Source organism: Ornithinibacter aureus (genome assembly GCF_009858245.1).
Classification (GTDB): Bacteria; Actinomycetota; Actinomycetes; order Actinomycetales; family Dermatophilaceae; genus Fodinibacter; species Fodinibacter aureus.
The window spans coordinates 1,300,060-1,322,102 of sequence record NZ_VMSB01000001.1 but is presented as its reverse complement, the minus strand read 5'-3'; the positions used below and the strand labels follow the sequence as shown (position 1 = coordinate 1,322,102).

Genomic DNA, 22,043 nt, shown 5'->3' with positions numbered 1-22,043 from the left:
GCGACAACCCTACGGTGGGGCGACGACGCCACCGTGCGCCGCGGCATCCGACCTTCACTTTTCCTGCGAGGTGCCGGGACGAGCGCCGGTTCACGGCGTGTTGCCCAGCACCTCGCAGGAAAGTCCGCAAGGTCGGGGAGGAGTCAGGCGTTGCGGAAGCGGTTGATCTCGCTCTCGAAGCGGGCCCGCTTCTCGGGGTTGCTCACGCCGAGGCCCTCCTCGGGCGACAGGGTGAGCACGCCGACCTTGCCCTGGTGGAGGTTGCGGTGCACGTCCAGGGCGGCGGTACCGACGTCCTCGAGGCGGTAGGTGCGGCTGAGGGTCGGGTGGATCAGGCCGCGGTCGATGAGCTCGTTGGCCTCCCACGCCTCGCGGTAGTTCGCGAAGTGCGAGCTGACGATGCGCTTGAGGTTCATCCACAGGTAGCGGTTGTCGTACTCGTGCATGTACCCCGAGGTCGACGCACACGTGACGATCGTGCCGCCCTTGCGGGCGACGTAGACGCTGGCGCCGAAGGTCTCGCGGCCGGGGTGCTCGAAGACGATGTCGACGTCGTGCCCACCGGTCAGCTCACGGATCTTCTTGCCCAGGCGCTGCCACTCCTTGGGGTTCTGCGCGGTGCCGTCCTCGTTCCAGAACCGGTAGCCCTCCGCGGAGCGGTCGATGATGAGCTCGGCCCCCATCGCGCGGCAGATCGCGGCCTTCTCGGGGGAGGAGACCACGCAGATCGGGGTCGCGCCGCCGGCCAGGGCCATCTGGGTCGCGTAGGAGCCGAGCCCACCCGACGCACCCCAGATGAGCACGCGGTCGCCGAGCTTCATGTGGGCGCCGTTGCGCGAGATGAGCTGGCGGTAGGCGGTGCTGTTGACCAGGCCGGGGGATGCCGCCTCCTCCCACGACAGGTGGGTGGGCTTGGGCATCAGCTGGTTGGCCTTGACGATCGCGAGCTCGGCCAGACCGCCGAAGTTGGTCTCGAAACCCCAGATCCGCTGCTGCGGGTCCATCATCGTGTCGTCGTGGCCGGCGGCGTCCTCGAGCTCGACGGACAGGCAGTGCGCGACGACCTCGGTGCCGGGCTTCCACTTGGTCACACCCGGACCCACGCGCAGGACGACGCCCGCGAGGTCGGAGCCGACGACGTGGTAGTCGCGGTCGTGACGCTTGGCGAACTCCGAGGTGCGGCCGTAGCGCTCGAGGAACCCGAACGTCGACACCGGCTCGAAGATCGAGGTCCACACGGTGTTGTAGTTGATGGCGCTGGCCATGACGGCGACGAGGGCCTCGCCCGGCGCGAGCTCGGGGGTGGGCACCTGCTCGACGTGCAGGGACTTGCGCGGGTCCTTGTCGCGGCTGGCCAGACCCTCGAACATCAGGGCCTCGTCCTTGTGCACGGTCGCGGCGCGATAGGTCGTCGGCACCTCGATCCCGGCGTAGGTCTGCTCGGTGCGGTCCCCGGAGAGGATGGCCTCGCGGATCTGGTCCATGCGGTCGTGCTCCTTTGGCGGCGAAGGCTTGGGTCCCGGTGAACCTAGCCGCCGACCCGGCCACAGGTGCGTGGGTATGACGGTGCCCACAGCGTGATCCGGCTCACGGGGGCTGGGAGCCCGGCTCGGCCATCCGGCATACAGTTTCGGGGTGTCCCCGTTCGCCCTGACTCGCCGCCGCGCGCTGCTCGGTGGGGTCGGGCTGCTGGCCTACTCGGGCACGGCCTACTGGAGCATCACCGAGCGGATCATGCGCGCCGAGGTGCCGTTGTACGGCGAGACGGTGGCCTTCGGCGGCGGCGGGAGCCGCGAGATCGTCCCGGTGGGACGGGTGGATGCCGTGGTGCCGGGTACGCGGGTGCTCGCCGACCGCATCCAGACGGCTGCCCTGCTCGAGGAGGAGAAGGCCTGGCTCGCCTCGTGCGCCCCGTGGGTGCAGACCCGCCTCGCCGCAGGGGACGACATCCTGCGCTCGGCCCTGCTCGACCTGCGCGCCCTCTCCGTCGACCTCAAGGTCTCCGTGGCGGGGTGGACCGACCGGTGGCGCTACGCCTGGCCCAGGGACGTCTCGTTCGTGGCGGCTGCCCTGGCCCGGATCGGCCACCACGACGCGGCGGCCGACCAGCTGCGCTGGCTTCGCGGGGTCCAGGGCAGGGACGGTGGGTTCGAGGCGCGCTACGACCCGAGTACCCGGCGCACCCCGGACGACCGCGTGGCCCAGCTCGACGGCACCGGCTGGGTCGTGTGGGGGGCTGCCCAGATCGCCGCGCAGGCCCCGGAGCGCGCCACCGAGCTGCTCAGCCCGCTCACCCCGTTGCTCGTGCGCAGCTGCACCAAGCTGCTGGACTCCCTCGACGAGGCCACGGCCCTGCCGCCCGCGTCGTCGGACTACTGGGAGATCGTCGAGGACACCCTCACCCTGGGCACAGCGGCCGCCGTGCTCGCCGGGCTGCGCAGCGGTGCCGTCGTCCTGCCCCTGGTGGGGGAGTACGCGCTGGCAGAGCAGGCCCGAGCAGCGTCGGACACCCTGGCGGCGCAGGTTCGCAAGCACTTCGGCCCCAACGGCTACCCCCGGCTGCTCGGGGGTTCGGCCTCGGATGCCGCCGTGACCTTCCTCGTCGCCCCCATCGGGCCGACGGAGGCAGACGTCGAGGTGCTGACGGCCATCGACCGGGCCCAGACCTCGATGCTGCGCCCGGCCGGGGGGCTGGCCCCCGGTGCCTCGTGGAAGAACGACGGCATCAGCTGGACCCCGACCACTGCACTCTTCGCCGCCGCGTGGGCCGCCAACGGCTACCCGACCAAGGCCGAGATCCTCCTGACGTGGCTCGGTGACCACCGCACCGAGGCCGGCTCCTACCCCGAGAAGGTGCTGCACGACGGCCGTCCGGCCGCAGTCGCCCCCCTCGCGTGGACGGCATCCCTCGTGGTCATCGCCACCCACGAGCTGGTGCGGGGATGATGCGCCGGGCACTCGTCGTCGCCCTGGCCCTCGTGGCGGCGACCCTCGGCCTCGCGCTCGCCCCGCCAGCGAACGCCACGGCATCCGACACCGCGCCGATCGTCATCGTCGGCGCGCCGGGGCTCGCCTGGTCCGACCTCGAGCGCGACGACCTGCCGGCCCTCACGGCGATGGTGGAGCAGGGCGCCTCCGGGTCGATCACCGCGCGAGCGGTGCGCAGCCGCTCGTGCGCGATCGACGGCTGGCTCACGCTCTCGGCCGGGCGACGTGCGGGAGACCTTCCCGGGCCGTGCCGCGAGCCACTGCCCCCGGTCGACGGGCTCGTGCCGAACTGGGCCGACTACGTCGCCGCTGCCGCCGCCGACTCGTACGACGCGCGACCGGGGTTGCTCGCCGAGGAGGTCACGGCATCCGGCGCATGTGTGCAGAGCATCGGTCCGGGCGCGGCGATCGGTGGCGCCGACCCCGACGGGGCGGTGGGTCCGACGTCCTCCGACACGCTGCCGACCAGCGTCGCCTGCCCCGTGGTGCTCGTCGACGGCGGAGCGCTGCCGACCACCGGGCCGGAGCGGGCGGATGCCGTGGCGCGCCTCGACGCTCTCGTCGCCCAGGTCGTCGGCGCGGCCCCCGGGGCGGACGTCGTCGTCGCCGGGCTCGGTGACGGCGACTCCAGCGTGCGTCCGAGGGCGGTCGTCGCGAGCGGCCCCTCGTTCGAGGCGGGCCTGCTGACCTCGGGCTCGACGCGGCAGCCCGGCCTCATCCAGCTCCAGGACCTCACGGCCACGGCCCTGACGCGGATCGGGGTCGAGGGTGCGCCGATCAGCGGGCGGGCCGTGTCGGTGGAGCCGGGTGCATCGTCGGCCTCCGAACGAGTCGATGGCCTCGTCGGGTTCGAGACACGGGCCGCGACCCTGCGGTCGGTGAGCCCCCAGGTGACCGGTTGGCTCGCGGTGGGTTTCGCGCTCTGGGCCGCGCTGGGCGCGCTGTGGTGGTGGCGTCGAGGGGCCTCGCATGAGCTGCCCCGGGCGCTGGTCACCGCCGGTGTCGCCGTGGCCGCCGTGCCCATCTCGACGTTCGCCGCGAACCTCGTGCCCTGGTGGCAGATGCCGGCCCCGGCCGTGGCGTTCGTCGCGATCCTCGGGGCGGTGACCGCGCTGGTGGTGGCGGTCGCGCTGGGAGTCGAGCGACGGCATCCGCTCGGTGCGCTGCGCACCGTGGCGCTGTTCACGGTGGTGGTGCTCGCCGGTGACGTGATCCTCGGGTCGCGGCTGCAACTCGGGTCGGTCTTCGGGCAGAACCCGACCGTCGGTGGGCGGTTCTACGGTTTCGGGAACACGAGCTTCGCCCTCTACGGGCTGGCCGCGCTCGTGCTCGTCGCGTGGGTCGCCGGTGCGCGGTGGCGCTCGCGCCAGGTCGCGGTGGGGCTGGGGTTCGGGCTGCTTGTCGTGCTCCTTGCGATCGAGGGGCTGCCGTCGCTCGGTGCCGACTTCGGTGGGCCACCGGGGCTGCTGCTCGGTGGGCTCGTGGTCATCGCCGGTGCCGCCGGCGTGCGGCTGACGGTGCGCCGGTCGGTGGTGGCGGTCGCCGCCGCTGGGCTGCTCGTCGCGGCGATGTCCTGGCTCGACTGGCGGCGCCCGCCGGCGTCGCGCACCCACCTGGGCGAGTTCGTCGACACGGTGATCTCGGGGGAGGCCGGCTCGGTGCTCGGGCGCAAGCTCGCGCAGAACCTCACCAACCTCGGGTCCCCGCCGCTGCTGGCCATCTCGATCGCGACCGTGGTGCTCGTCGTGGTGGCGTGGCGCACGGGTTGGCGCCCGGTGGATGCCGGGGTGCCGGTGCTGCGCGGGGCCCTCGTGCTCGCCGTGGTCGGGTTCGCGGTCAACGACTCGGGCCTGGTGATCCCGGCCTTCGTCGCGCTCGTCCTCGCTCCGCTGCTCGTCGCGGCTGGCCGTGCCCTGGCCGGTGTGGCGCGCTGACCACCCGCCCGGGTCATGGACCGGGCCGCGTGCCTGTGCCACGCTCGGAGCATGTCGAACATGATGCCGGGGTCGGCGCCGTGGAGGCCGACGAGCTTCGGGTCGCCCATCGCCATGGTGGCGCTCTCGCTCGCCTTCCTCGCCCTGGGGTGGTGGGCCAACGAGCAGGCCAAGGTGGTTCGCGCCACCGACGTGTGGGCGTACAACGCGCTCGCGGCGATGGCGCTCCTCGTCGGGGTCCTGTTCCTCCCCTTCGCCGGCGCCGGCTTCTACCGGGTCATCCACAACCGGCGTGCGCTCAAGCGCTGACCGGCGGCGGGGTCCGTCAGTGGGCTGACGCGGCGGGCTCGACGAGTTCGACGAGTTCGACGAGGATGCCACCTGCATCCTTGGGGTGGATGAAGTTGACCCGGCTGTTGCTGGTGCCGCGCCGGGGCGCGTCGTAGAGCAGGCGAAGCCCACGCTCGCGCAGGGTGGCGCTCACGGCATCCAGGTCGGTGACGCGGTAGGCCAGCTGCTGGATGCCGGGGCCGCTGCGGTCGAGGAACTTCGCGATCGTCGAGGCGGGGGTGAGTGGAGCCAGGAGCTGGATGCAGGAACCGGAGTCGCCGACGGCCATCATCGCCTCGCGCACGCCCTGCTCCTCGTTGGTCTCCTCGTGCAGCATCCGCATGCCGTAGGTCGAGGTGTAGAAGGCGATGGCCTCGTCGAGGTCGGGCACGGCCACGCCGACGTGGTCGATCGCGGTGAACAGGTCGGTGGGCAGCGCAGTCATGGCCCTCAGCGTAGGAAGTGCGGATGCCGTGCGCGCACCTGTCGTGGCGAGCATCACGACGGATGGCTGGGCCTTCCTCCCGTCGCAGATCCCTACTCCGGATGTGCGTCCTTGCAGCAGCGCAGATCGGGAGTAAGGACGCACATCCGGAGAAAGGCCCCGCGGTCCAGCCGCTGCGCCGATCGAGGGCTTCCGTCGGGGTACCGGACACGTCAAGTGACCTTGACTTTCGCTCCGATGTTGGTAAAGATTGCTTTACGTCAAGCACGCTTTACTTGGAGGGGATTGCCATGCGGGTCACGATGCGATCGATGGTCCAGAGTTGGTGGCGGTCAGCGGTGCTCGGGCTGGCTCTGGCCCTGCTGTTCGGAGCGCTGATGGCCAGCCGCAACCCAGACGATCCGGCGTCCGTCGTCGTGGTGGTTGCGGCGTTCACCACCTGGCCCGTCGTCGCCGTCGCGCTCCAGGTGCTGTGGTTCGACCGAGCCGCCACCGGGCGCGACATCGCCCAGGGTGAACTCGGGGTCGAGCACGCATGGTTCCAGGAAGCAGCCGCCACCGCCTTCGCGACGATGATCGGCGGGCTCCTCTTCCTCGAGGGCGTGGGCGACGCGCTGAACGTGTCGTGGATGGCGCCGGTGGGCCTTGCCCATGCGCTCGTGCTCGGGCTCGGCACGTTCGCGGGGTCCTACCTGTGGCTGCGATTCGGAAGGCGCTGACCGTGGAGAACAAGCTGGCCGAGCTGCGAGCCCAGCACCAGCTGTCGCAGGCAGCCCTGGCCGAGCTGCTCGGGGTCTCGCGGCAGACCGTGATCTCGATCGAGCGGGGGCGGTTCGACCCGTCACTGCCACTGGCGTTCACGATCGCCCGCCACTTCGGAACCACGATCGAGGACATCTTCCACCCGTAGTCCGCCGACCCCGTATCCCGTGCCCCCCGTGACCCCCCGTGGTGAGGGTCACGGCACGCGGGGGTCGGCACGGCATCCGCCCGTCGCTAGAGTCGAGCACGATCCCCGACCTGTTCGACACCCCGACACCGGAGGCCCCCGCATGTCCACTGACCCGACCGTCATCGTCGCCGGCGCCCGCACCCCCATGGGGCGGATGAGCGGCTCGCTCAAGGGCTTCAGCGGCTCCGACCTCGGCGGCTTCGCCATCAAGGGCGCCCTCGACAAGGCGGGCGTCGACCCGCAGGACGTCGACTACGTGATCATGGGCCAGGTCCTCTACGCCGGTGAGGGGCAGATCCCCGCGCGCCAGGCGGCGGTCAAGGCCGGCATCCCCATGAACGTCCCGGCGCTGAGCATCAACAAGGTCTGCCTCTCCGGCATCGACGCCATCGCGCTCGCCGACCAGCTCATCCGCGCGGGCGAGTTCGAGATCATCGTCGCCGGCGGCCAGGAGTCGATGACCAACGCGCCGCACCTGCTCGAGAAGAGCCGCGACGGGTTCAAGTACGGCAACGTCACGCTGCGCGACCACATGGACCACGACGCCCTCTCCGACGTGTTCACCGCGCAGGGCATGGGTGGCCTGACCGAGTCGGCCAACCACGGCGAGCGGGCCGTCACCCGCGAGGAGCAGGACGAGTTCGCGGCGCGCAGTCACCAGCTCGCCGCCCGCGCCTGGAAGGACGGCGTCTTCGACGACGAGGTCGTCACCGTGCAGATCCCGCAGCGCAAGGGCGACCCGATCGAGTTCCGCGCCGACGAGGGCATCCGCGCCGACACCACCGCCCAGTCGCTCGCCGGCCTGCGCCCGGCCTTCGCCAAGGACGGCACCATCACCGCCGGCTCCGCCTCCCAGATCTCCGACGGGGCTGCCGCGGTCGTCGTCATGCGCAAGTCCAAGGCCGAGGAGCTGGGCCTGACGTGGCTGGCCGAGATCGGCGCCCACGGCGTCGTCGCCGGCCCGGACTCGACGCTGCAGAGCCAGCCCGCCGAGGCCATCAAGGCGGCCTGCGCCAAGGAGGACATCACGCCCGCCGACCTCGACCTCGTGGAGATCAACGAGGCCTTCGCCGCCGTCGGCATCGTGTCCGCCAGGGAGCTCGGCGTCGCCCAGGAGCAGGTGAACCCCAACGGTGGAGCCATCGCCCTCGGCCACCCCCTCGGCATGTCCGGCGCACGCATCACCCTGCACCTCGCCCTGGAGCTGAAGCGGCGTGGTGGCGGGGTCGGCGCCGCGGCCCTGTGCGGCGGCGGCGGTCAGGGCGACGCCCTCATCGTCCGCGTGCCCGCGCAGGCCTGAGCAGGACCGACACCCCGATCACGCCACGTCCCGTCGACGTCCCCTCCCTCGTCGCGCAGGCGAGGCAGGGGCGTGCGCGTGCCGTCGCCCGGCTGATCTCCCTCGTCGAGGACGGCCACCCGGCGCTGCGTGAGGTCATGCGCGCGCTGGCGTCGGATGCCGGTCGCGCCCACGTCATCGGCGTCACCGGGTCGCCGGGCGTCGGCAAGTCGACGACCACCAACGCGCTCGTGACCCGCTACCGCGAGCGGGGCGCCCGGGTCGGGGTGCTCGCCGTCGACCCGTCGTCACCGTTCTCGGGCGGGGCGCTGCTCGGTGACCGGATCCGGATGTCCGAGCACGCCGCCGACCCCGAGGTGTTCATCCGCTCGATGGCCTCCCGGGGTCACCTCGGCGGCCTGTCGTGGGCCGCTCCGCAGGCGCTGCGCGTGTTGGATGCCGCGGGGTGCGACGTCGTGCTCCTCGAGACCGTCGGGGTCGGGCAGTCCGAGGTCGAGGTGGCCGCGACCGCGGACACGACACTCGTCCTCGTCGCACCCGGAATGGGGGACGGCATCCAGGCCGCCAAGGCCGGCATCCTCGAGGTCGCCGACGTCCTCGTCGTCAACAAGGGGGACCGCGAGGGAGCCGACCGGGCCGTGCGGGACCTGCGCCACGCGGTGGACCTCGGCGACCGCTCGGAGCCGGGGTCGTGGCGGGCCCCCGTCGTGCGGGCCGTCGCCACCACCGGCGACGGGGTCGACGACGTCGTCGCCGCCATCGAGGAGCACCGCGCCTGGCTCGGCAGTGACGGGCTCACCGCGCGCCGGGTGCGCCGGGCCTCCCACGAGATCGAAGGGCTGGCCCTGGCGACGCTGCGGGCCAGAGTCGGGGGGTTGTCCGGCGAAACCCGCCTCGACGTGCTCGCGGGTGAGGTCGTCGCGGGCCGCAGCGACCCGTACGCCGCGGCCGATGCGCTGGTGCGCTCCCTCACGTGAGATCGGCCGGCGTCCGGCAGGATGTCGGGGTGTCCCGCACGTCCCTCAGCGATCCTGACCCCGCTCCCGGCCCCGCGCCCGACTTCGCCACGAAGCCGACGTTGCGCGGCCAGCACGTGACGTTGCGGCCGATGACGGGCGAGGACGCCGAGGCGATGGCGCAGATCCTCTCCGACCCGAAGGTGCGTCTGCTGACCGGCAGCGTCGAGACCACCGCGCAGGCGCACGAGCCCTGGCCCCTCGACGACACGCTCGTGCAGTGGTACTCCTCGCGCCCCGACCAGGACGACCGCCTCGACCTGGCCATCGAGGACGAGGCAGGGACCCTCGTCGGGGAGGTGGTGCTCAACGACTACGACCCGCAGGAACGTACGTGCAACCTGCGCGTCCTCATCGGGCCCGCCGGGCGTGACCGGGGGCTCGGAACCGAAGCCGTCGCGCTCACGACGAGCTACGGCATCCGAGACCTCGGCCTCACCCGCATCACCCTCGAGGTGCTCGACACCAACCCGCGCGGCCGCCGCGTCTACGAGAAGGTCGGATACCGGCCCAGCGGCCACCGGGACCAGGCTGCCGTGCTCGACGGGCAGGACATCGGCGCCCTCGACATGTCGGTCGACGCCGACACCTGGCCCGGGTACCCGGCGTGAGGAACGGGCTGCGGCAGACGTGGGCCGCGGTGCGCCACCGGCGCAGCCAGTCGCTCGTGCTCGTCGTCGTCTCGGCCCTGGTGACGACCTGCGCCGTCTTCGCCCCGCTGTTCGTGCGCACCCTCGAGCAGGGGTTGCTCCAGGCGGGGCTCCAGCAGCGTGACGTCGCCGACACCACCGTCGTCGTGCGGGCGGCGCGCACCGCGCAGGACCCCGCCCTCAGCCCCGACGACCTGCGCGCGGTCATGCCCGAGGAGGCCACCCGGTGGTTCGACGACGGCGTCGGCATGACGACGGCCGACACCAGGGTCACGCCCCGTGACGGGATGCAGACCTCGCCCCTGCGCCTCGTGGCCCGCCAGGGCAGCTGCGAGCACGTCGAGATCGTGTCGGGCTCGTGCCCGACGGCACCCGGCGACGTCCTCGTCTCCGCGGCCGACGCGACCGCGTGGGGGTGGGCCGAGGGTTCGACCTTCGAGGTCGCCGACCCGTCCGCGGTCCCCGCAACCCCATCGGATGCCGTGGCACCGGTCGCGCTGGAGGTCACCGGGGTCTACCGCGTCGTCCCGGACCCCACCTACTGGCTGCGGACGGTGGTCGACGGCAAGTCCGGCTTCCTCATCGCCGAGGGAACCAACACCGTCGCGGCGATCGACGACTTCCTCACTGCTCAGGCCACCTTCGACACCGGCTGGTCGCAGGCCTCGACGTCGGTGGAGTTCCCGCTCGACCGGGACACCGTGACGCTGGCGACGGTGCCGCAGATCGGCGACTCCCTGCAGGGGCTGGAGCGGGCGAGCGGGAACGTCACGGTGACCTCCCCGGTGCCCGACATCGTCGACGCCGTCGTCGCCGGCCGCTCGATCGTGCGCACCCTGGTGCCGTTGCTGCTCGCCCAGCTCGCCCTGCTCGCGGTCACGGTGCTCGCGCTCATGGCCCATGCCGCCGTCGAGCAGCGCCGACCCGAGATCGCCCTTGCGCGGTTGCGCGGGCGCAGTCGTGACGGGGGCGGGCGCGTCGTCATGGGTGAGCTGGCGCTGACGGTGGCGCTGGGTGCCCCGCTCGGGGTCGCGTCGGCCCTTGCGGTCGGTGACCTGCTGCGCCGCACCGTCATGCCACCCGGGGTTCCCTTCGAGCTGCGCTGGCCGGTCGCGGTGGCTGCGGTCGTCGCCGTGCTGGGGTCGCTGCTCACGGTGTACGTCGTGTCCCGCCCGGTCCTTCGCGAGCCCATCGGGGCGCTGTTGCGCCGCGTCCCACCGCAGGCCAGCCGGGGCCCGGGGATGCTCGACGTCGTCGTCATCGTCGTCGCCGCTCTCGGGGTGGCGGCGGTGCTGACCGGCGACGTCGACGGACCCACGGCGCTGCTCGTCCCCATGCTGCTCGCGCTGGCCGTCGGCCTGCTCGGGGCCGCCGCCCTGCGCCGCCTCGCCTCCCGGGTTGCGGAGCGGGCCCTCGCCCGGGGTCGCCTGTCCGCCGGCCTCGCGGCCCTGTCCCTGGCGCGCCGGCCGGCCCTGCGCAACGTCCTCGTCGTCGTCACGGCGGCCGTGGCTCTCGCGACCTTCGCGGCGAACGCCGTGGTCGTCGGGGCGCACAACCGTGCCGCCCGGGCCGAGCTCGAGAACGGCGCCCCGGCAGTCATCACGACCGACGCCACCTCACCCGCCGCACTGGCGGCCGCGGTCGACGGGCTCGAGCCGCGCTACCGGTCGCTCGCCACCCCCGTGGTCGTCATCCGTCCCCGGGACCCCTCGGCCGTACCGACCCTGCTCGCCCGCCCCGCCGAGCTCGCACGCATCGGTTTCGCCCTGCCCACCGCGAGCCTGCCCGCCCTGACGCCCGAGGTGGCGCCGAGCATCCAGCTCACCGACGGCGTCATCACCGGCACGCTCACCTGGGCCCTCGAGGACTTCCGAACCGGCGACGAACCGGTCGGCAAGGCACCGATGTCACCCACCGGCATCCCCGGTGGTGACCTGTCGATCGACCCCACACCGGTGCAGATCGGCATCACCGTGTCGACGCCCGACGGTGAGCTCCTCGACCGTGACCTCGCGCAGGTGCCGCAGTCCTCGGCAGGGACGTCGGCGGTCCGTGCCCCCGTGCTGTGCCCGCAGGGATGCCGTCTGGCCGGGTTGTGGGTGCGCGGCACCGATCCGTGGGCCGAGCGGGTCGCCGGGCGGGTCACGCTCTCCGGTCTCAGCCTCGGTGGCGAGCCCCTCGAGCTCGGCGGCGCGCAGCGGTGGCTGCCGGCCCAGGGTGACCCGGGGGAGGGCACCCAGGCGTTGTCCGGCTCGGGCACCGACCTCGTCATCGACGTCGAGACCACCGGGCGCCGGGTGTTCTCGCCCGTCGCGGACGTGCCGAGCCCGGCCCCCGTGGTGCTCGCCGGCACCCCTCCTGCCGATGCCACCGACGACGGCTTCACCCTCATCGGCCTCGGTGGTCGGCCCATTGCCTCGCAGGCGGTTGCGACGGTCGACGCCCTCCCGGGGGTGACCTCGCGGGGTGCGCTCGCCGACCTCGACGCGCAGCTGCGGGTCGGTGGGGCGGCCCCGCCGGGGTCGCTGCTCCAGGTGTGGCTGGCCACCCAGGACCCCGACGAGCTGCGCGCCGTCGAGCGCTCGCTGGCCGCCGCCGGCCTGCTCGTGAGCCCGCCCACGACCGTGGAGCAGGCGCAGGCCCGCTACGACGCCTCGGCCACCGGGTGGGGCCTGCTGCTCGCGGTGTTCACGGGGCTGATGTCCCTGCTCGTGGCCGCCCTGGTCGTCGCGCTCGTGGCCGTGGCGTCGTGGAGGGGGGTGGCCCGCGACCTCGCCGGTCTCATCGTGGCTGGCACCCCTCGGGCGGTCCTGCGCGCCGCGGTGCGTCGGGAGCACCTCGTGACCGTGGTCGCGGGGGTGGCGCTCGGGACGGCGTGCGCAGTCGCGGGATCGCTGCTGGCGATGCCGCTCGTGCCGTTGTTCGACCGGCCCGCCCCGGTGCCGGTGCCGGACCTCACCCCGGTCTGGTGGGTCATCGCCGCGACTGCGCTGATGGCTCTCGCGGTCATCGGCGGGGTGGCCGTGGTCGCCGCCCGGGCGGTCCTGGCCCGTGCGCTCCCCGAGCGACTGCGGGAGTCACTGTGAGCGGCCTGCGCGTGGTGACGCGCGGCCTCGTGCACATCTACCACGCCGACGGGCACGACGTGGCTGCGCTGTCCGGCATCGACCTCGTCGTGGGGGCGGGGGAGCGGGTGGCGCTCCTCGGCCCGTCCGGTGCTGGGAAGTCGACGTTGCTCACCCTGTTCGGCGGCCTGCTGCGCCCGAGCGCCGGGCGCCTGCTCGTCGGCGACCGCGAGCTCAGCCAGCTCTCCGAGGCCGACCTCGACGAGGTGCGCGGCACCGAGATCGCGATGGTCCTCCAGGGAGCGGCACGCAACCTGCTGCCCTACCTCTGCGCGCGAGACAACGTCGCGTTCGCCCAGGGGGCAGCGCGCCAGCGCGGCCGTCAGGTTCCCAGCCCCGACGAGGTTCTCGACCTCGTCGGGTTCCCCACGGCATCCGCCGACGTCCCGCTCGCCACGTTGACCCCCGGCGCGCTGCAGCTGCTCGCCGTGGCGGTCGCGGTCTCGTGCCGACCGGGGTTGTTGCTCGGCGACGAGCCGACGAGCCAGCTCGACCACGGGGCGCGTGACGTCGTGCTCGAGGCGTTGGCGCAGGTCAACCGCCAGTGGGGCACCACCGTGATCGTCGTGACGCACGACCCCGACGTCGCCGCAGCGATGCCGCGCACGATCACCATCCGCGACGGCCGGGTCGGTGCCGAGGGCCGCGAGGGTGAGGAGTTCGCCGTCGTCTCGGCCGATGGCTCGGTGCCGCTGCCGCCGCACGCCTTGGCCGCCATCCCGCCGGGGTCGCTCGTGCGCCTGCACGAGGAGGACGGCCGCTGGGTGCTCGTCGTCGAGGAGGAGAGTCCATGACCGTGCCCGATCACGTCGCGCGCCCGGGCGCCGCGCCCGCCGTCGCGTGCACCGGACTGGTCGTGCGGTTCGGAGCCACCACGGCACTCGACGGGGTTGACCTCGTGGTGCGCCCCGGTGAGCTCGTCGCCGTCACCGGCCACTCCGGGGCGGGCAAGAGCACCCTGCTCTCGGTCGTGGCCGGCATCGTCACGCCGGATGCCGGGGAGGTGCTCGTGGATGGCCGCCGCGTGGGTGGGGTGGTCGCGGCGGGGGTGGCCGAGGCTGTCGCGGCCGGGGTGGCGCTCATCCCTCAGGGCAACGGGCTGGCCGCGATGCTGACGGCACGCGAGAACGTGCTGGTCCCGCTGCTCGCCCGTGGGGTGGCTGCCGCGCACGCGCCTGCTCGGGCGGACGCCGCGTTGGATGCCGTCGGGCTGGGTGAGGTGTTCTCGCACCTCGTCGAGGAGCTGTCCGGCGGACAGCAGCAGCGCGTCGCCGTGGCGCGGGCGCTGGCCCTGGACTGCCGCGTGCTGCTGGCCGACGAGCCGACCTCCGAGCTCGACCACACCAACCGCGAGGTCGTGCTGCGCCTGCTGCGCGCGCGGGCTTCGCAGGGGGCGGCGGTCGTCATGGCCACACACGACCCGGAGGCGGCGGCTGCGGCCGACCGGGTGGTGCACCTCGACGACGGCGTCCTCACCACCCCCTGACCCGGCATCCGCCGAGCCTTCTCGCCCGATGCCACAAGGTTCAGGTTCGCACCAGAACGGTTGTGGTGCGAAGGTGAAGGTCCTGGCACCGGGCGAGAAAGGTGATGCCGGGGTCAGGCCGGGGGAGGGTCGCCCGCCTCGGGCAGGGGAATGGCAGTCGGCACCCCGGCCGTGATGCGGCTGCCGTCGGTGCGGGTGCCGCCGGTCGGCGGGCGCTTGGGCAGCAGACCGGGGATCTGCGGGCCGTGCCCGTCGAGGGGCACCTCGAGCGTGCTCCCCGGCTCCACGACGTCCCGGATGCCGGCCACGCTCACCGGCACGGGCTGCTCGCCCTCGACCGAGCGCAGGCGCAGCCCGGTGGGGGTGAGGTCGACGACGAGTCGGGTGCCCCGCCACGTCAGCCGGTAGGTGAGCGAGCGCCAGTCGGCGGGCAGGCGGGGGTCGAAGGAGAGCTGGCCCTCGTGGTCGCGCATGCCGCCGAAGCCGTTGACCAGCGCGCACCACACCCCGCCGGTGGAGGCGATGTGCAGCCCGTCGACGGTGTTGGCGTGGGCGTTGGCCAGGTCGACGTACAGGGCGTCGACGAAGTAGGCGTGGGCGACCTCGTGGTAGCCGACCTCGGCTGCCACGACGGACTGCACCACGGCCGACAACGTCGAGTCGCCGGTGGTGATCGGGTCGTAGTACTCGAAGTCGCGGCGCTTCTCGTCGGCGGTGAAGCGGTTGCCCTGGAGGAACAGGGCGAGCACGACGTCAGCCTGCTTGAGCACCTGGAAGCGGTAGATCACCAGCGGGTGGTAGTGCAGCAGCAGTGGCCGAAGCTCGTCCGGGGTCTGGCTGAGGTCCCACACCTCGCGGTCGAGGAAGAAGTCGTCCTGGGGGTGGATCTGCAGGCCCTCGTCGAACGGGATGTGCATGCCCGCCGCGCAGGCCGCCCACTCGGTGACCTCGTCCTCGGTGACCTTGAGGCGATGAGCCAGGCGGGCGTACTCGTCGGCGTGGTGCTCCTGCGCCCAGCGCACCCACGACACCGCCTGCTCGAGGTTGTAGCGGGCCATGACGTTGGTGAACAGGTTGTTGTTGACCACGGTCGTGTACTCGTCGGGCCCGGTCACGCCGTGGATGTGGAACGAGCGTTCCCCGTTGCTGCGCCAGAAGCCGAGGTCGGCGTAGAGCCGAGCGGTCTCGACGAGGATGGCCAGGCCGTGCCGCACGAGCAGTTCCTCGTCACCGGTGGCGCTGACGTACTGCACGAGGGCGTGCGCGACGTCGGCGTCGATGTGCACCTGGGCGGTGCCGGCGGCGTAGTAGGCCGAGGCCTCCTCACCGTTGATGGTGCGCCAGGGGAAGAGCGCCCCGCGCTGGCTCATCTCCGCGGCCCGCTCGCGGGCGGCGGGCAGCATCCGGCTGCGGAAGAGCATCAGGTTTCGCGCCAGCTCGGGCCGGGTGTACGTCAGGAACGGGGCGACGTACACCTCGGTGTCCCAGAAGTAGTGCCCCTCGTACCCCGAGCCGCTGACCCCCTTGGCCGCGACCCCGAGGCCGTCGGCCCGGGCGCTGGCCTGGGCCAAGGTGAACAGGTTGAAGCGGATGGCCTGCTGCACGGCATCCGAGGTGTCCTCTCCGGTGTCGACCTCGACGTCGGCGGACGCCCAGAAGGCGTCGAACCAGTCACGCTGCTCGGCCAGCCAGTCTTCGTTGTCGACCCGGGCCGCCCGGTCCAGGGTGCGTCGGCACCGGTCGGACAGCTCACGAACGGGCAGGCCGCGCGAGGTGTGGTACGCCACGGTCTTCTCGATGCGCAGCGTGCTGCCCTCGCGCGCGTCGACGCGAAACACCATCTTCGTCAGGTCCGGTTCGTCGCTCATGACGACCTCGTACGGGTCCGGCGTCGACACGACGTGATCGGCAGCCACGGCGACGGTCATCCGGGAGTTGGCGCACTGGTAGCCCAGCATCATCCGGTCGTCCTTGGCCATCTGCAGGCGTGGCTCGAGCACCCGACCCTCGAAGGCCGCCGCCTTGCGCGGGTCGGCCAGCCCTGTGCCGGCGGCCGCCTGCCCGTGGTACTCGTCGACCCCGTCCTGGCGGTTGAGCAGCTGCGAGGACACGACGACCGGGGCGTCGCCGGAGAGCATGCTCACCTCGAAGGTGAGCAGGACGAGGTGGCGCTGGGTCATCGACACCATGCGCGTGGAGACGACCTCGACCCGCTTGCCCGACGGGGTGCGCCACACCAGGTAGCGGCGCAGCACGCCGTCGCGGAAGTCCAGCGACCGCTCGTAGCTCTCGAGGTCGGCCGTGCCGATCACCAGCGGCTCGTCGTCGACGTAGAGCTTCATGAGCTTCGCGTCGGGGGCGTTGACGAGGGTCTGCCCCGTGCGGGCGAACCCGTAGGCCGCCTCCGCGTGCCGGATCGGCCAGGTCTCGTGGAAGCCGTTGATGTAGGTCCCGTGCTCGTGGGCGTGGCGACCCTCCTCGGGGTTGCCACGCATGCCGATGTAGCCGTTGGCCACGGTGAACAACGTCTCGGTGACGCCGAGGTCGGTGCGGTCGGGGTCGCACTCCACGAGCCGCCACGGGTCGGCGGGGAAGCGGCTGCGGTCCAGCGGATCCGTCGAGGTCTGCGCGGTGCTCATGCCGGGTCGACGAGTTCGGCGAGGTCCGCGACGACGAGGTGCGCACCGGCATCCGTCAAGGTCTGGGTGCCCGCACCGCGGTCCACGCCGATGACGAGGCCGAACTCACCGGCCGCTCCAGCGCGAACGCCCGACACGGCATCCTCGACGACGACCGAACGCGCCGGCGTGGTGCCGCACGCCGTGGCCGCGTGCACGAACGTGTCGGGAGCAGGCTTGCCCGGCAGGCCGAGCTCGGTGGCGACCCGGCCGTCGACGACGGTGACGAAGCGCCCGGCCAGGCCAGCGGCCTCGAGCACCGCCGGGGCGTTCGCCGACGACGAGACGACCGCGAGCGGCATCCCGAGGTCACGCAAGTGGTCCAGCAGCGCGACCGAGCCGGGGTACGGGGAGACGCCGTCGCGCTCCAGCACGGCGTTGAACGCGTCGTTCTTGCGGTTGCCGAGCCCGCAGACCGTGTCGAGGTCAGGGGCGTCGCTCGGGTCTCCCTCGGGCAGGTCGATGCCGCGTGCCGTGAGCAGGTCGCGCACGCCGTCGTAGCGCGGCTTGCCGTCGACGTGAGCGAAGTAGTCGTCGTCGGTGTAGGCCGAGGTGTCGGCGGCGGGGCCGTGCCATGAGGAGAGGAAGGCGTTGAACATCTCGGCCCAGGCCCGCATGTGCACCTCCGCCGTGGGGGTGAGGACCCCGTCGAGGTCGAAGAGGACCGAGTCGTGGTCGGTCCAGGTCACCGGGTTCATACCGCTCATGAGGGGCAACGCTAGGGACTGCGAGAGCGCTTGCGCAATCCGTGGGTGCCGCCTTCCCGAGAGTCGGTCCGGTGCGCCGCTGGGCTACCGTGCTCGGTGTGAGCCAGCCGGTGCGTCTGCCCTTCGACCCGATCGCTCGGGCGAGCCAGCTGTGGCGCGACCGCTGGGGCCGGGAGTCGCACGCCTCGTCGATGGCCACGGCGACGTCGATCATGCGCGTCCAGCAGCTGCTCCTCGCCCAGTTCGACGCCATCGCGGGGCGCCACGGGTTGACGTTCGCGCGGTACGAAGCGCTGGTGCTGCTCACCTTCAGCCGCGACGAGCGCCTCTCGATGTCCCGCATCGGGGAACGGCTCATGGTGCACCCGACGAGTGCGACGAACATCGTGCAGCGCCTCGTGGCCCAGGGGTTCGTCGAGCGGGTGCCCAACCCCGCCGACCGTCGTGGTGCGTTCGCGGTCATCACGGATGCCGGTCGCGCGGCGATGGAGGCCGTGACCCGTGATCTGGAGGCGGCCGACTTCGGGCTCGCGATGCTCGACGCCGAGCAGCACGAAGTGATGTTCGGGTTGCTGCGTGAGGTCCGCGTGGGGGCAGGCGACTTCGACGGCTGACCCCCGTGGGATTTGTCGGGAGGGTGGGGCGTTTGTCATGGTGGAGGGACGCCGTCACGCGATTTCCGCGCCGGTGACCCCCTTGTCAACCCGAAGGATCCCATCCCCATGACCACGATCGTGAAGAGCGTCGTCGGTGCACTGCTGGCCGTTCTCGGCCTGGTGCTCACCGTCATCGGCGCGTGGTTCGCGACCCAGCTGGGGTCCTCGGGCACCGCGCAGTTCACCGCCCGACCGGCGACGACCGACCCGGTGATCCTCCGGCCCTCGGTGCTCAACCGCGTCGACTCCGACGTCGTCGTGACCGCCACCCCCGCCGAGGGCGCCACCGTCTGGATGGCCCTGGCCAACCCCTCGGACGCCGCTGACGTGCTCGGCGACGCACGCGTCGTGTCGGCCACGGGCGTCGGGGTTCGGGACTGGGTGCTGCAGACCCGCCCCGTGGGGTCCGGCGAGGCTCCCACCCTGGGCCTTGCCGACCTGTGGCGCCAGCAGGACTCCGCGCAGGGGCCGGTCACCCTGACGGTCAAGCAGGAGCAGGCGCCCGAGGCGCTCGTCATCGCCACCGAGGGCGGGCCGCTCGAGACCGTGACCTTCACGGTCACGAACAAGACGTGGTTCGTCGAGGCCGTCGTCGCCGTCCTGGCCGGCCTGTTCCTCGTCGTGGCCGGAGTGGCGTTGGCCTGGCCCACCCGCCGAGTTGCCGAACAAGCGACCACCGAGGAGGTCACCCGATGACCCGCCGCACGACATCCGCCATCGCCGCCGCCACCATGGTCAGCGCCCTGCTCCTCACCGGCTGCGGCACCCAGGACGCCCTCGTGGGTCTGCGCCCGGCGCCCGCTGAGAAGTCCGTCTCCGCACCGCTCGGCGACGAAGGTGCCGCCGACATCGCCGCCCGGGTCCTCGCGCAGGCAGAGGCCCCCGTGGAGGGTGACGCCAAGAAGGCGGCCGCAGCCCGCGCGGCCTTCCTCGCCGGTGACGCCCTGACCGTGGCCAACGCGAAGGCGGCCCGTGCCGGGGCTCCCGCGGCCACCCCTGACCTCGCGGTCGCCCCGAAGCCGACGATCGTCGCACAGTCGCAGGGTCGTGCCTGGCCCCGGGCCATCGTCGCGTCGACCCTCGACGAGGCGACGAACACCCAGATGCTGCACGTCCTGGTCTCCGAGAAGCCCGACCAGCCGTTCAAGATCGCCTCGAGCGTGCCGATGTTCGCCGGTGCCTCACTTCCCGCGGTGGCTCCCGAGAACGCCGGCTCCCCGATGGTGAAGGTCACCGACGGCGAGGGGCTCCCGGCCACGCCGGAGGCGCTCGTCACGGCCTACGCGGCTGCCCTGGCCTTCCCCAAGCCCAAGGCGACGAAGGCCGTCTCGGTCGACAACCCCTTCGCGAACTCGCTGAAGACCACCGCCGCGGCCCAGGCCAAGGCACTCGGCAAGCTCGGCACCCTGACCCAGGTGCACACCCCCGAGCTGAAGAACGCCGTGTCCTTCCGCCTCGCCGACGGTGGAGTCGTCACCTTCGGTCTCATGAAGCGCACGGACACCCTCGCCGTGACCAAGGCCGCCAAGGAACTCGTGCTGCCTGCCGAGTACGCCAAGCTGACCGGCAAGAAGAAGGTGACGAAGTCGCTCACCCTGAACAACCTCGAGACCTTCGTCATGGTCATCCCCCCGACGGGGCAGGCGTCGGTTATCGGCGGGGCCGAGCTGCTCGTGTCCGGCAAGGGCCTGTGACCGCGCACCCCCGCGCGTTTGAGAGAATCTGCACATGAGTGAGACCACCCCGCCCGCGGGCACCCGCGGCGCCGTCGACCTGTCCTCCGTTGCCGGCCTGACGGCGCCCTCCGCAGCCACGGCAGGCAGCGGGATGCCGGCCGGCCCGGTTCCCGGCCAGCCGCCGGCAGCGCGCCCCGCGGTTCCCGGGGGGCTGGTCGTCGAGGTCACGGCGAACAACCTTCAGGAGGCGCTGAACCGCACGCTGCAGGTGCCCGGCGTCCTGGTGCTGTGGGGCTCGGCCTACTCCGCGACCCGTGAACTGCTCGACACGGTCGTCTCGGTCGCGGCATCCCTCGAGGGGCGCGTCCTCGTGCTCAGCGCCGACCTGTCGGCGTCTCCCGAGCTGCTCCAGGTCTTCCAGCCGCTGCTCGTCCAGGCGTTCGGGCAGCCGAGCGTGCCCGCCACCTTCGGTCTGCTCCAGGGGCAGCCGGTGCCGCTCTTCCCCGGCATCCAGCCCGAGGCCGAGGTGCGTGCGGTCATCGACCAGCTGCTCCAGGCCGCCGTGCAGAACGGCATCGCCGGTCGGGTCGAGCTCGAGCCGGTCGAGGGTGCCGAGGACGACGCACTGCCGCCGCTGCACGAGGCTGCGTTCCAGGCCATCGAGCGTGGTGACTTCGCCGGCGCAGCCGCCGCGTACGAGCAGGCGCTCGCCGAGAACCCCAAGGACCACGACGCCGAGCTCGGCCTGGCCCAGGTGGGTCTGATGCAGCGCACGGCCGGAGTCGACCTCACGGCGGCCAGGGCCGCAGCAGCTGCCGACCCGGCCGACGTCGACGCCGCGTGCGTCGTCGCCGACCTCGACGTGTTCGGGGGCCACGTCGAGGATGCCTTCGCCCGGTTGCTCGACCTCGTGCGGACCAGCGACGGTGCTGACCGCGACAAGGCCCGCACGCACCTGCTCGAGCTGTTCGCGGTCGTCGGCAACCACGACGAGCGGGTTCGCAAGGGGCGCACCGCCCTGATGAGTGCCCTCTTCTGATCCTGGTGGCACCGACCCTCATCGACGACCACCTCCGGTTCCGGCTCGACGACATCGACCCGGCCATCACGGCCGTCGTCCTCCAATGCGAGCGAGCCGTTCCCGGCCCGCGCGAGTTCACCCGGGACGACGCGGGCTGGGCCCTCGACCTGCCCGTGACGAGCCTGCAACGTCTCGAGTACCGCTTCGCCGTCGGCCGTGGTGACGACATCGACGTCGTGCTCGACCCGGCCAACCCGCTGACCGTGGGCACCGCGTTCGGGGACCGTTCGGTGGTCGAGCTGCCGGGCTACGCGCCGCCGTGGTGGCTGTCGGCGCCTGCCGTCCCCGGACGGTTGGATCCGCACACCCTCACCGGTGAGACCACCCACGAGGTGCCCGTCACCGTCTGGATCCCGCAGGACCTGCCCGACACCGAGCCGGCACCGCTGCTGCTCGTCCACGACGGCCCCGAGTACGACCAGCTCGCGTCGATCACCACCTACAGCGCAGCCCTCATCGCGACGGGGGTGCTGCCACCCCACCGCGTCGCCCTCGCGGCCCCGGTGATCCGTGACGCCTGGTACTCGGGATCACCCCAGTACCTGCGCACGATCGCGGCCACCGGTCTCGACGGGTTGGGCGAACGGTATGCTGTGCGGGGGCCGGTCGCGGTCGCCGGCGCGAGTCTCGGCGGGCTCACCGCGGTGCTGCTCGGGCTCCTGGCGGCGCCGCGGGTCGGCGGGGTGTACTCGCAGTCCGGGTCGTTCTTCCAGGTGCGCCATGACCTCGACGAGAGCGGCTACCCCTTCTTCGGCCGGATCTCACGTCTCGTGCAGAGCGTGCTCGACATGCGCGAGACCCAGCACCCCTTGGTCATCGGCATGTCGTGCGGGGCCATCGAGGAGAACATGGCCAACAACCGCGACATGGCTGCGGCCCTGCGCCGGGCCGGCCACACGGTTGAGCTGACCGAGGTCGCCGACCTGCACAACTACACGGCCTGGCGCGATGCCCTCGATCCCGGCCTGACCCACGTGCTGCGCACCGTCTGGGGCGAGAGCGACTGATCCTCTCGCGGG

20 protein-coding genes are annotated in these 22,043 nt (G+C 72.5%); 16 read left to right on the top strand and 4 right to left on the bottom strand.

Annotated elements, in window-relative coordinates:
* Positions 1-143: 143 nt before the first annotated feature.
* On the bottom strand, positions 144-1,484 hold the full coding sequence (gene ccrA, locus C8E84_RS06225; protein WP_159900407.1) for a crotonyl-CoA carboxylase/reductase: 1,341 nt from the start codon (positions 1,482-1,484) through the stop codon (positions 144-146).
* A 151-nt stretch (positions 1,485-1,635) separates the two neighbouring features.
* Here ccrA and C8E84_RS06220 point away from each other — a divergent pair, with 151 nt between their 5' ends.
* The 3 genes from C8E84_RS06220 to C8E84_RS06210 are packed head-to-tail and all read left to right on the top strand — an operon-like array spanning position 1,636 to position 5,231.
* Entirely contained in the window at positions 1,636-2,946 is a 1,311-nt protein-coding gene (locus tag C8E84_RS06220; RefSeq protein WP_159900405.1) for a glycoside hydrolase family 15 protein, read from the top strand.
* Entirely contained in the window at positions 2,943-4,922 is a 1,980-nt protein-coding gene (locus tag C8E84_RS06215; protein WP_159900403.1) for a hypothetical protein, read from the top strand. Before C8E84_RS06220 ends, C8E84_RS06215 begins: the two co-directional genes overlap by 4 nt.
* Positions 4,923-4,973: 51 nt before the next feature.
* Positions 4,974-5,231: a hypothetical protein gene (locus tag C8E84_RS06210; RefSeq protein ID WP_159900401.1), complete on the top strand. Its 258-nt coding sequence runs from the start codon at positions 4,974-4,976 to the stop codon at positions 5,229-5,231.
* A 16-nt stretch (positions 5,232-5,247) separates the two neighbouring features.
* Here C8E84_RS06210 and mce read toward each other — a convergent pair whose 3' ends face one another.
* A complete protein-coding gene (mce, locus tag C8E84_RS06205) occupies positions 5,248-5,697 on the bottom strand; it encodes a methylmalonyl-CoA epimerase (protein ID WP_159900399.1) in 450 nt (149 codons plus the stop codon).
* A 290-nt stretch (positions 5,698-5,987) separates the two neighbouring features.
* On the opposite strand from mce, the gene C8E84_RS06200 reads away from it, so the two are divergent.
* From C8E84_RS06200 to C8E84_RS06165, 8 genes are all read left to right on the top strand, one after another.
* Positions 5,988-6,416, top strand: coding sequence for a hypothetical protein (locus tag C8E84_RS06200; RefSeq protein WP_159900397.1), 429 nt, complete (start codon positions 5,988-5,990; stop codon positions 6,414-6,416).
* A gap of 2 nt (positions 6,417-6,418) precedes the next feature.
* The gene (locus C8E84_RS06195) at positions 6,419-6,607 is read left to right on the top strand and encodes a helix-turn-helix transcriptional regulator (RefSeq protein WP_159900395.1); all 189 of its coding nucleotides are present in this window, start codon (positions 6,419-6,421) and stop codon (positions 6,605-6,607) included.
* A gap of 142 nt (positions 6,608-6,749) precedes the next feature.
* Complete coding sequence (locus tag C8E84_RS06190) at positions 6,750-7,949, top strand: acetyl-CoA C-acetyltransferase (protein ID WP_159900393.1); 1,200 nt, start codon at positions 6,750-6,752, stop codon at positions 7,947-7,949.
* A gap of 17 nt (positions 7,950-7,966) precedes the next feature.
* Positions 7,967-8,926, top strand: coding sequence for a methylmalonyl Co-A mutase-associated GTPase MeaB (gene meaB / locus C8E84_RS06185; protein WP_159904564.1), 960 nt, complete (start codon positions 7,967-7,969; stop codon positions 8,924-8,926).
* A gap of 29 nt (positions 8,927-8,955) precedes the next feature.
* Complete coding sequence (locus tag C8E84_RS06180) at positions 8,956-9,576, top strand: GNAT family N-acetyltransferase (RefSeq protein WP_211675417.1); 621 nt, start codon at positions 8,956-8,958, stop codon at positions 9,574-9,576.
* A complete protein-coding gene (locus C8E84_RS06175; RefSeq protein WP_159900391.1) occupies positions 9,573-12,701 on the top strand; it encodes an FtsX-like permease family protein in 3,129 nt (1,042 codons plus the stop codon). Before C8E84_RS06180 ends, C8E84_RS06175 begins: the two co-directional genes overlap by 4 nt.
* A complete protein-coding gene (locus C8E84_RS06170; protein WP_159900390.1) occupies positions 12,698-13,534 on the top strand; it encodes an ABC transporter ATP-binding protein in 837 nt (278 codons plus the stop codon). Before C8E84_RS06175 ends, C8E84_RS06170 begins: the two co-directional genes overlap by 4 nt.
* Positions 13,531-14,226 (top strand): ABC transporter ATP-binding protein, encoded by a 696-nt coding sequence (locus C8E84_RS06165; RefSeq protein ID WP_159900388.1) that lies wholly within the window; start codon positions 13,531-13,533, stop codon positions 14,224-14,226. The genes C8E84_RS06170 and C8E84_RS06165 overlap by 4 nt, the downstream gene beginning before the upstream one ends.
* A 113-nt stretch (positions 14,227-14,339) precedes the next feature.
* Here the strand turns inward: C8E84_RS06165 and C8E84_RS06160 are convergent, their stop codons facing one another.
* Positions 14,340-16,865: a glycoside hydrolase family 65 protein gene (locus C8E84_RS06160; RefSeq protein ID WP_159900386.1), complete on the bottom strand. Its 2,526-nt coding sequence runs from the start codon at positions 16,863-16,865 to the stop codon at positions 14,340-14,342.
* Positions 16,862-17,611: an HAD family hydrolase gene (locus C8E84_RS06155; protein ID WP_159900384.1), complete on the bottom strand. Its 750-nt coding sequence runs from the start codon at positions 17,609-17,611 to the stop codon at positions 16,862-16,864. The genes C8E84_RS06160 and C8E84_RS06155 overlap by 4 nt, the downstream gene beginning before the upstream one ends.
* A gap of 98 nt (positions 17,612-17,709) precedes the next feature.
* On the opposite strand from C8E84_RS06155, the gene C8E84_RS06150 reads away from it, so the two are divergent.
* From C8E84_RS06150 to C8E84_RS06130, 5 genes are all read left to right on the top strand, one after another.
* Complete coding sequence (locus C8E84_RS06150) at positions 17,710-18,225, top strand: MarR family winged helix-turn-helix transcriptional regulator (RefSeq protein WP_159900382.1); 516 nt, start codon at positions 17,710-17,712, stop codon at positions 18,223-18,225.
* Positions 18,226-18,333: 108 nt separating this feature from the next.
* Entirely contained in the window at positions 18,334-18,963 is a 630-nt protein-coding gene (locus C8E84_RS06145) for a hypothetical protein (RefSeq protein ID WP_159900380.1), read from the top strand.
* A complete protein-coding gene (locus C8E84_RS06140; RefSeq protein ID WP_159900378.1) occupies positions 18,960-19,961 on the top strand; it encodes a DUF8094 domain-containing protein in 1,002 nt (333 codons plus the stop codon). The genes C8E84_RS06145 and C8E84_RS06140 overlap by 4 nt, the downstream gene beginning before the upstream one ends.
* Positions 19,962-19,995: 34 nt before the next feature.
* Positions 19,996-20,982 (top strand): co-chaperone YbbN, encoded by a 987-nt coding sequence (locus C8E84_RS06135; protein ID WP_159900376.1) that lies wholly within the window; start codon positions 19,996-19,998, stop codon positions 20,980-20,982.
* 5 nt (positions 20,983-20,987) lie between these two features.
* Complete coding sequence (locus C8E84_RS06130) at positions 20,988-22,031, top strand: alpha/beta hydrolase (protein ID WP_159900374.1); 1,044 nt, start codon at positions 20,988-20,990, stop codon at positions 22,029-22,031.
* Positions 22,032-22,043: the final 12 nt, after the last annotated feature.

Coding starts and splice junctions, on each gene's coding strand:
- ccrA (WP_159900407.1), bottom strand. CDS start 1,484: ATGGACCAGATCCGCGAGGCCATCCTCTCCGGGGACCGCACCGAGCAG.
- C8E84_RS06215 (WP_159900403.1), top strand. CDS start 2,943: ATGATGCGCCGGGCACTCGTCGTCGCCCTGGCCCTCGTGGCGGCGACC.
- C8E84_RS06210 (WP_159900401.1), top strand. CDS start 4,974: ATGTCGAACATGATGCCGGGGTCGGCGCCGTGGAGGCCGACGAGCTTC.
- mce (WP_159900399.1), bottom strand. CDS start 5,697: ATGACTGCGCTGCCCACCGACCTGTTCACCGCGATCGACCACGTCGGC.
- C8E84_RS06200 (WP_159900397.1), top strand. CDS start 5,988: ATGCGGGTCACGATGCGATCGATGGTCCAGAGTTGGTGGCGGTCAGCG.
- C8E84_RS06190 (WP_159900393.1), top strand. CDS start 6,750: ATGTCCACTGACCCGACCGTCATCGTCGCCGGCGCCCGCACCCCCATG.
- C8E84_RS06165 (WP_159900388.1), top strand. CDS start 13,531: ATGACCGTGCCCGATCACGTCGCGCGCCCGGGCGCCGCGCCCGCCGTC.
- C8E84_RS06160 (WP_159900386.1), bottom strand. CDS start 16,865: ATGAGCACCGCGCAGACCTCGACGGATCCGCTGGACCGCAGCCGCTTC.
- C8E84_RS06155 (WP_159900384.1), bottom strand. CDS start 17,611: ATGAGCGGTATGAACCCGGTGACCTGGACCGACCACGACTCGGTCCTC.
- C8E84_RS06145 (WP_159900380.1), top strand. CDS start 18,334: ATGACCACGATCGTGAAGAGCGTCGTCGGTGCACTGCTGGCCGTTCTC.
- C8E84_RS06140 (WP_159900378.1), top strand. CDS start 18,960: ATGACCCGCCGCACGACATCCGCCATCGCCGCCGCCACCATGGTCAGC.
- C8E84_RS06135 (WP_159900376.1), top strand. CDS start 19,996: ATGAGTGAGACCACCCCGCCCGCGGGCACCCGCGGCGCCGTCGACCTG.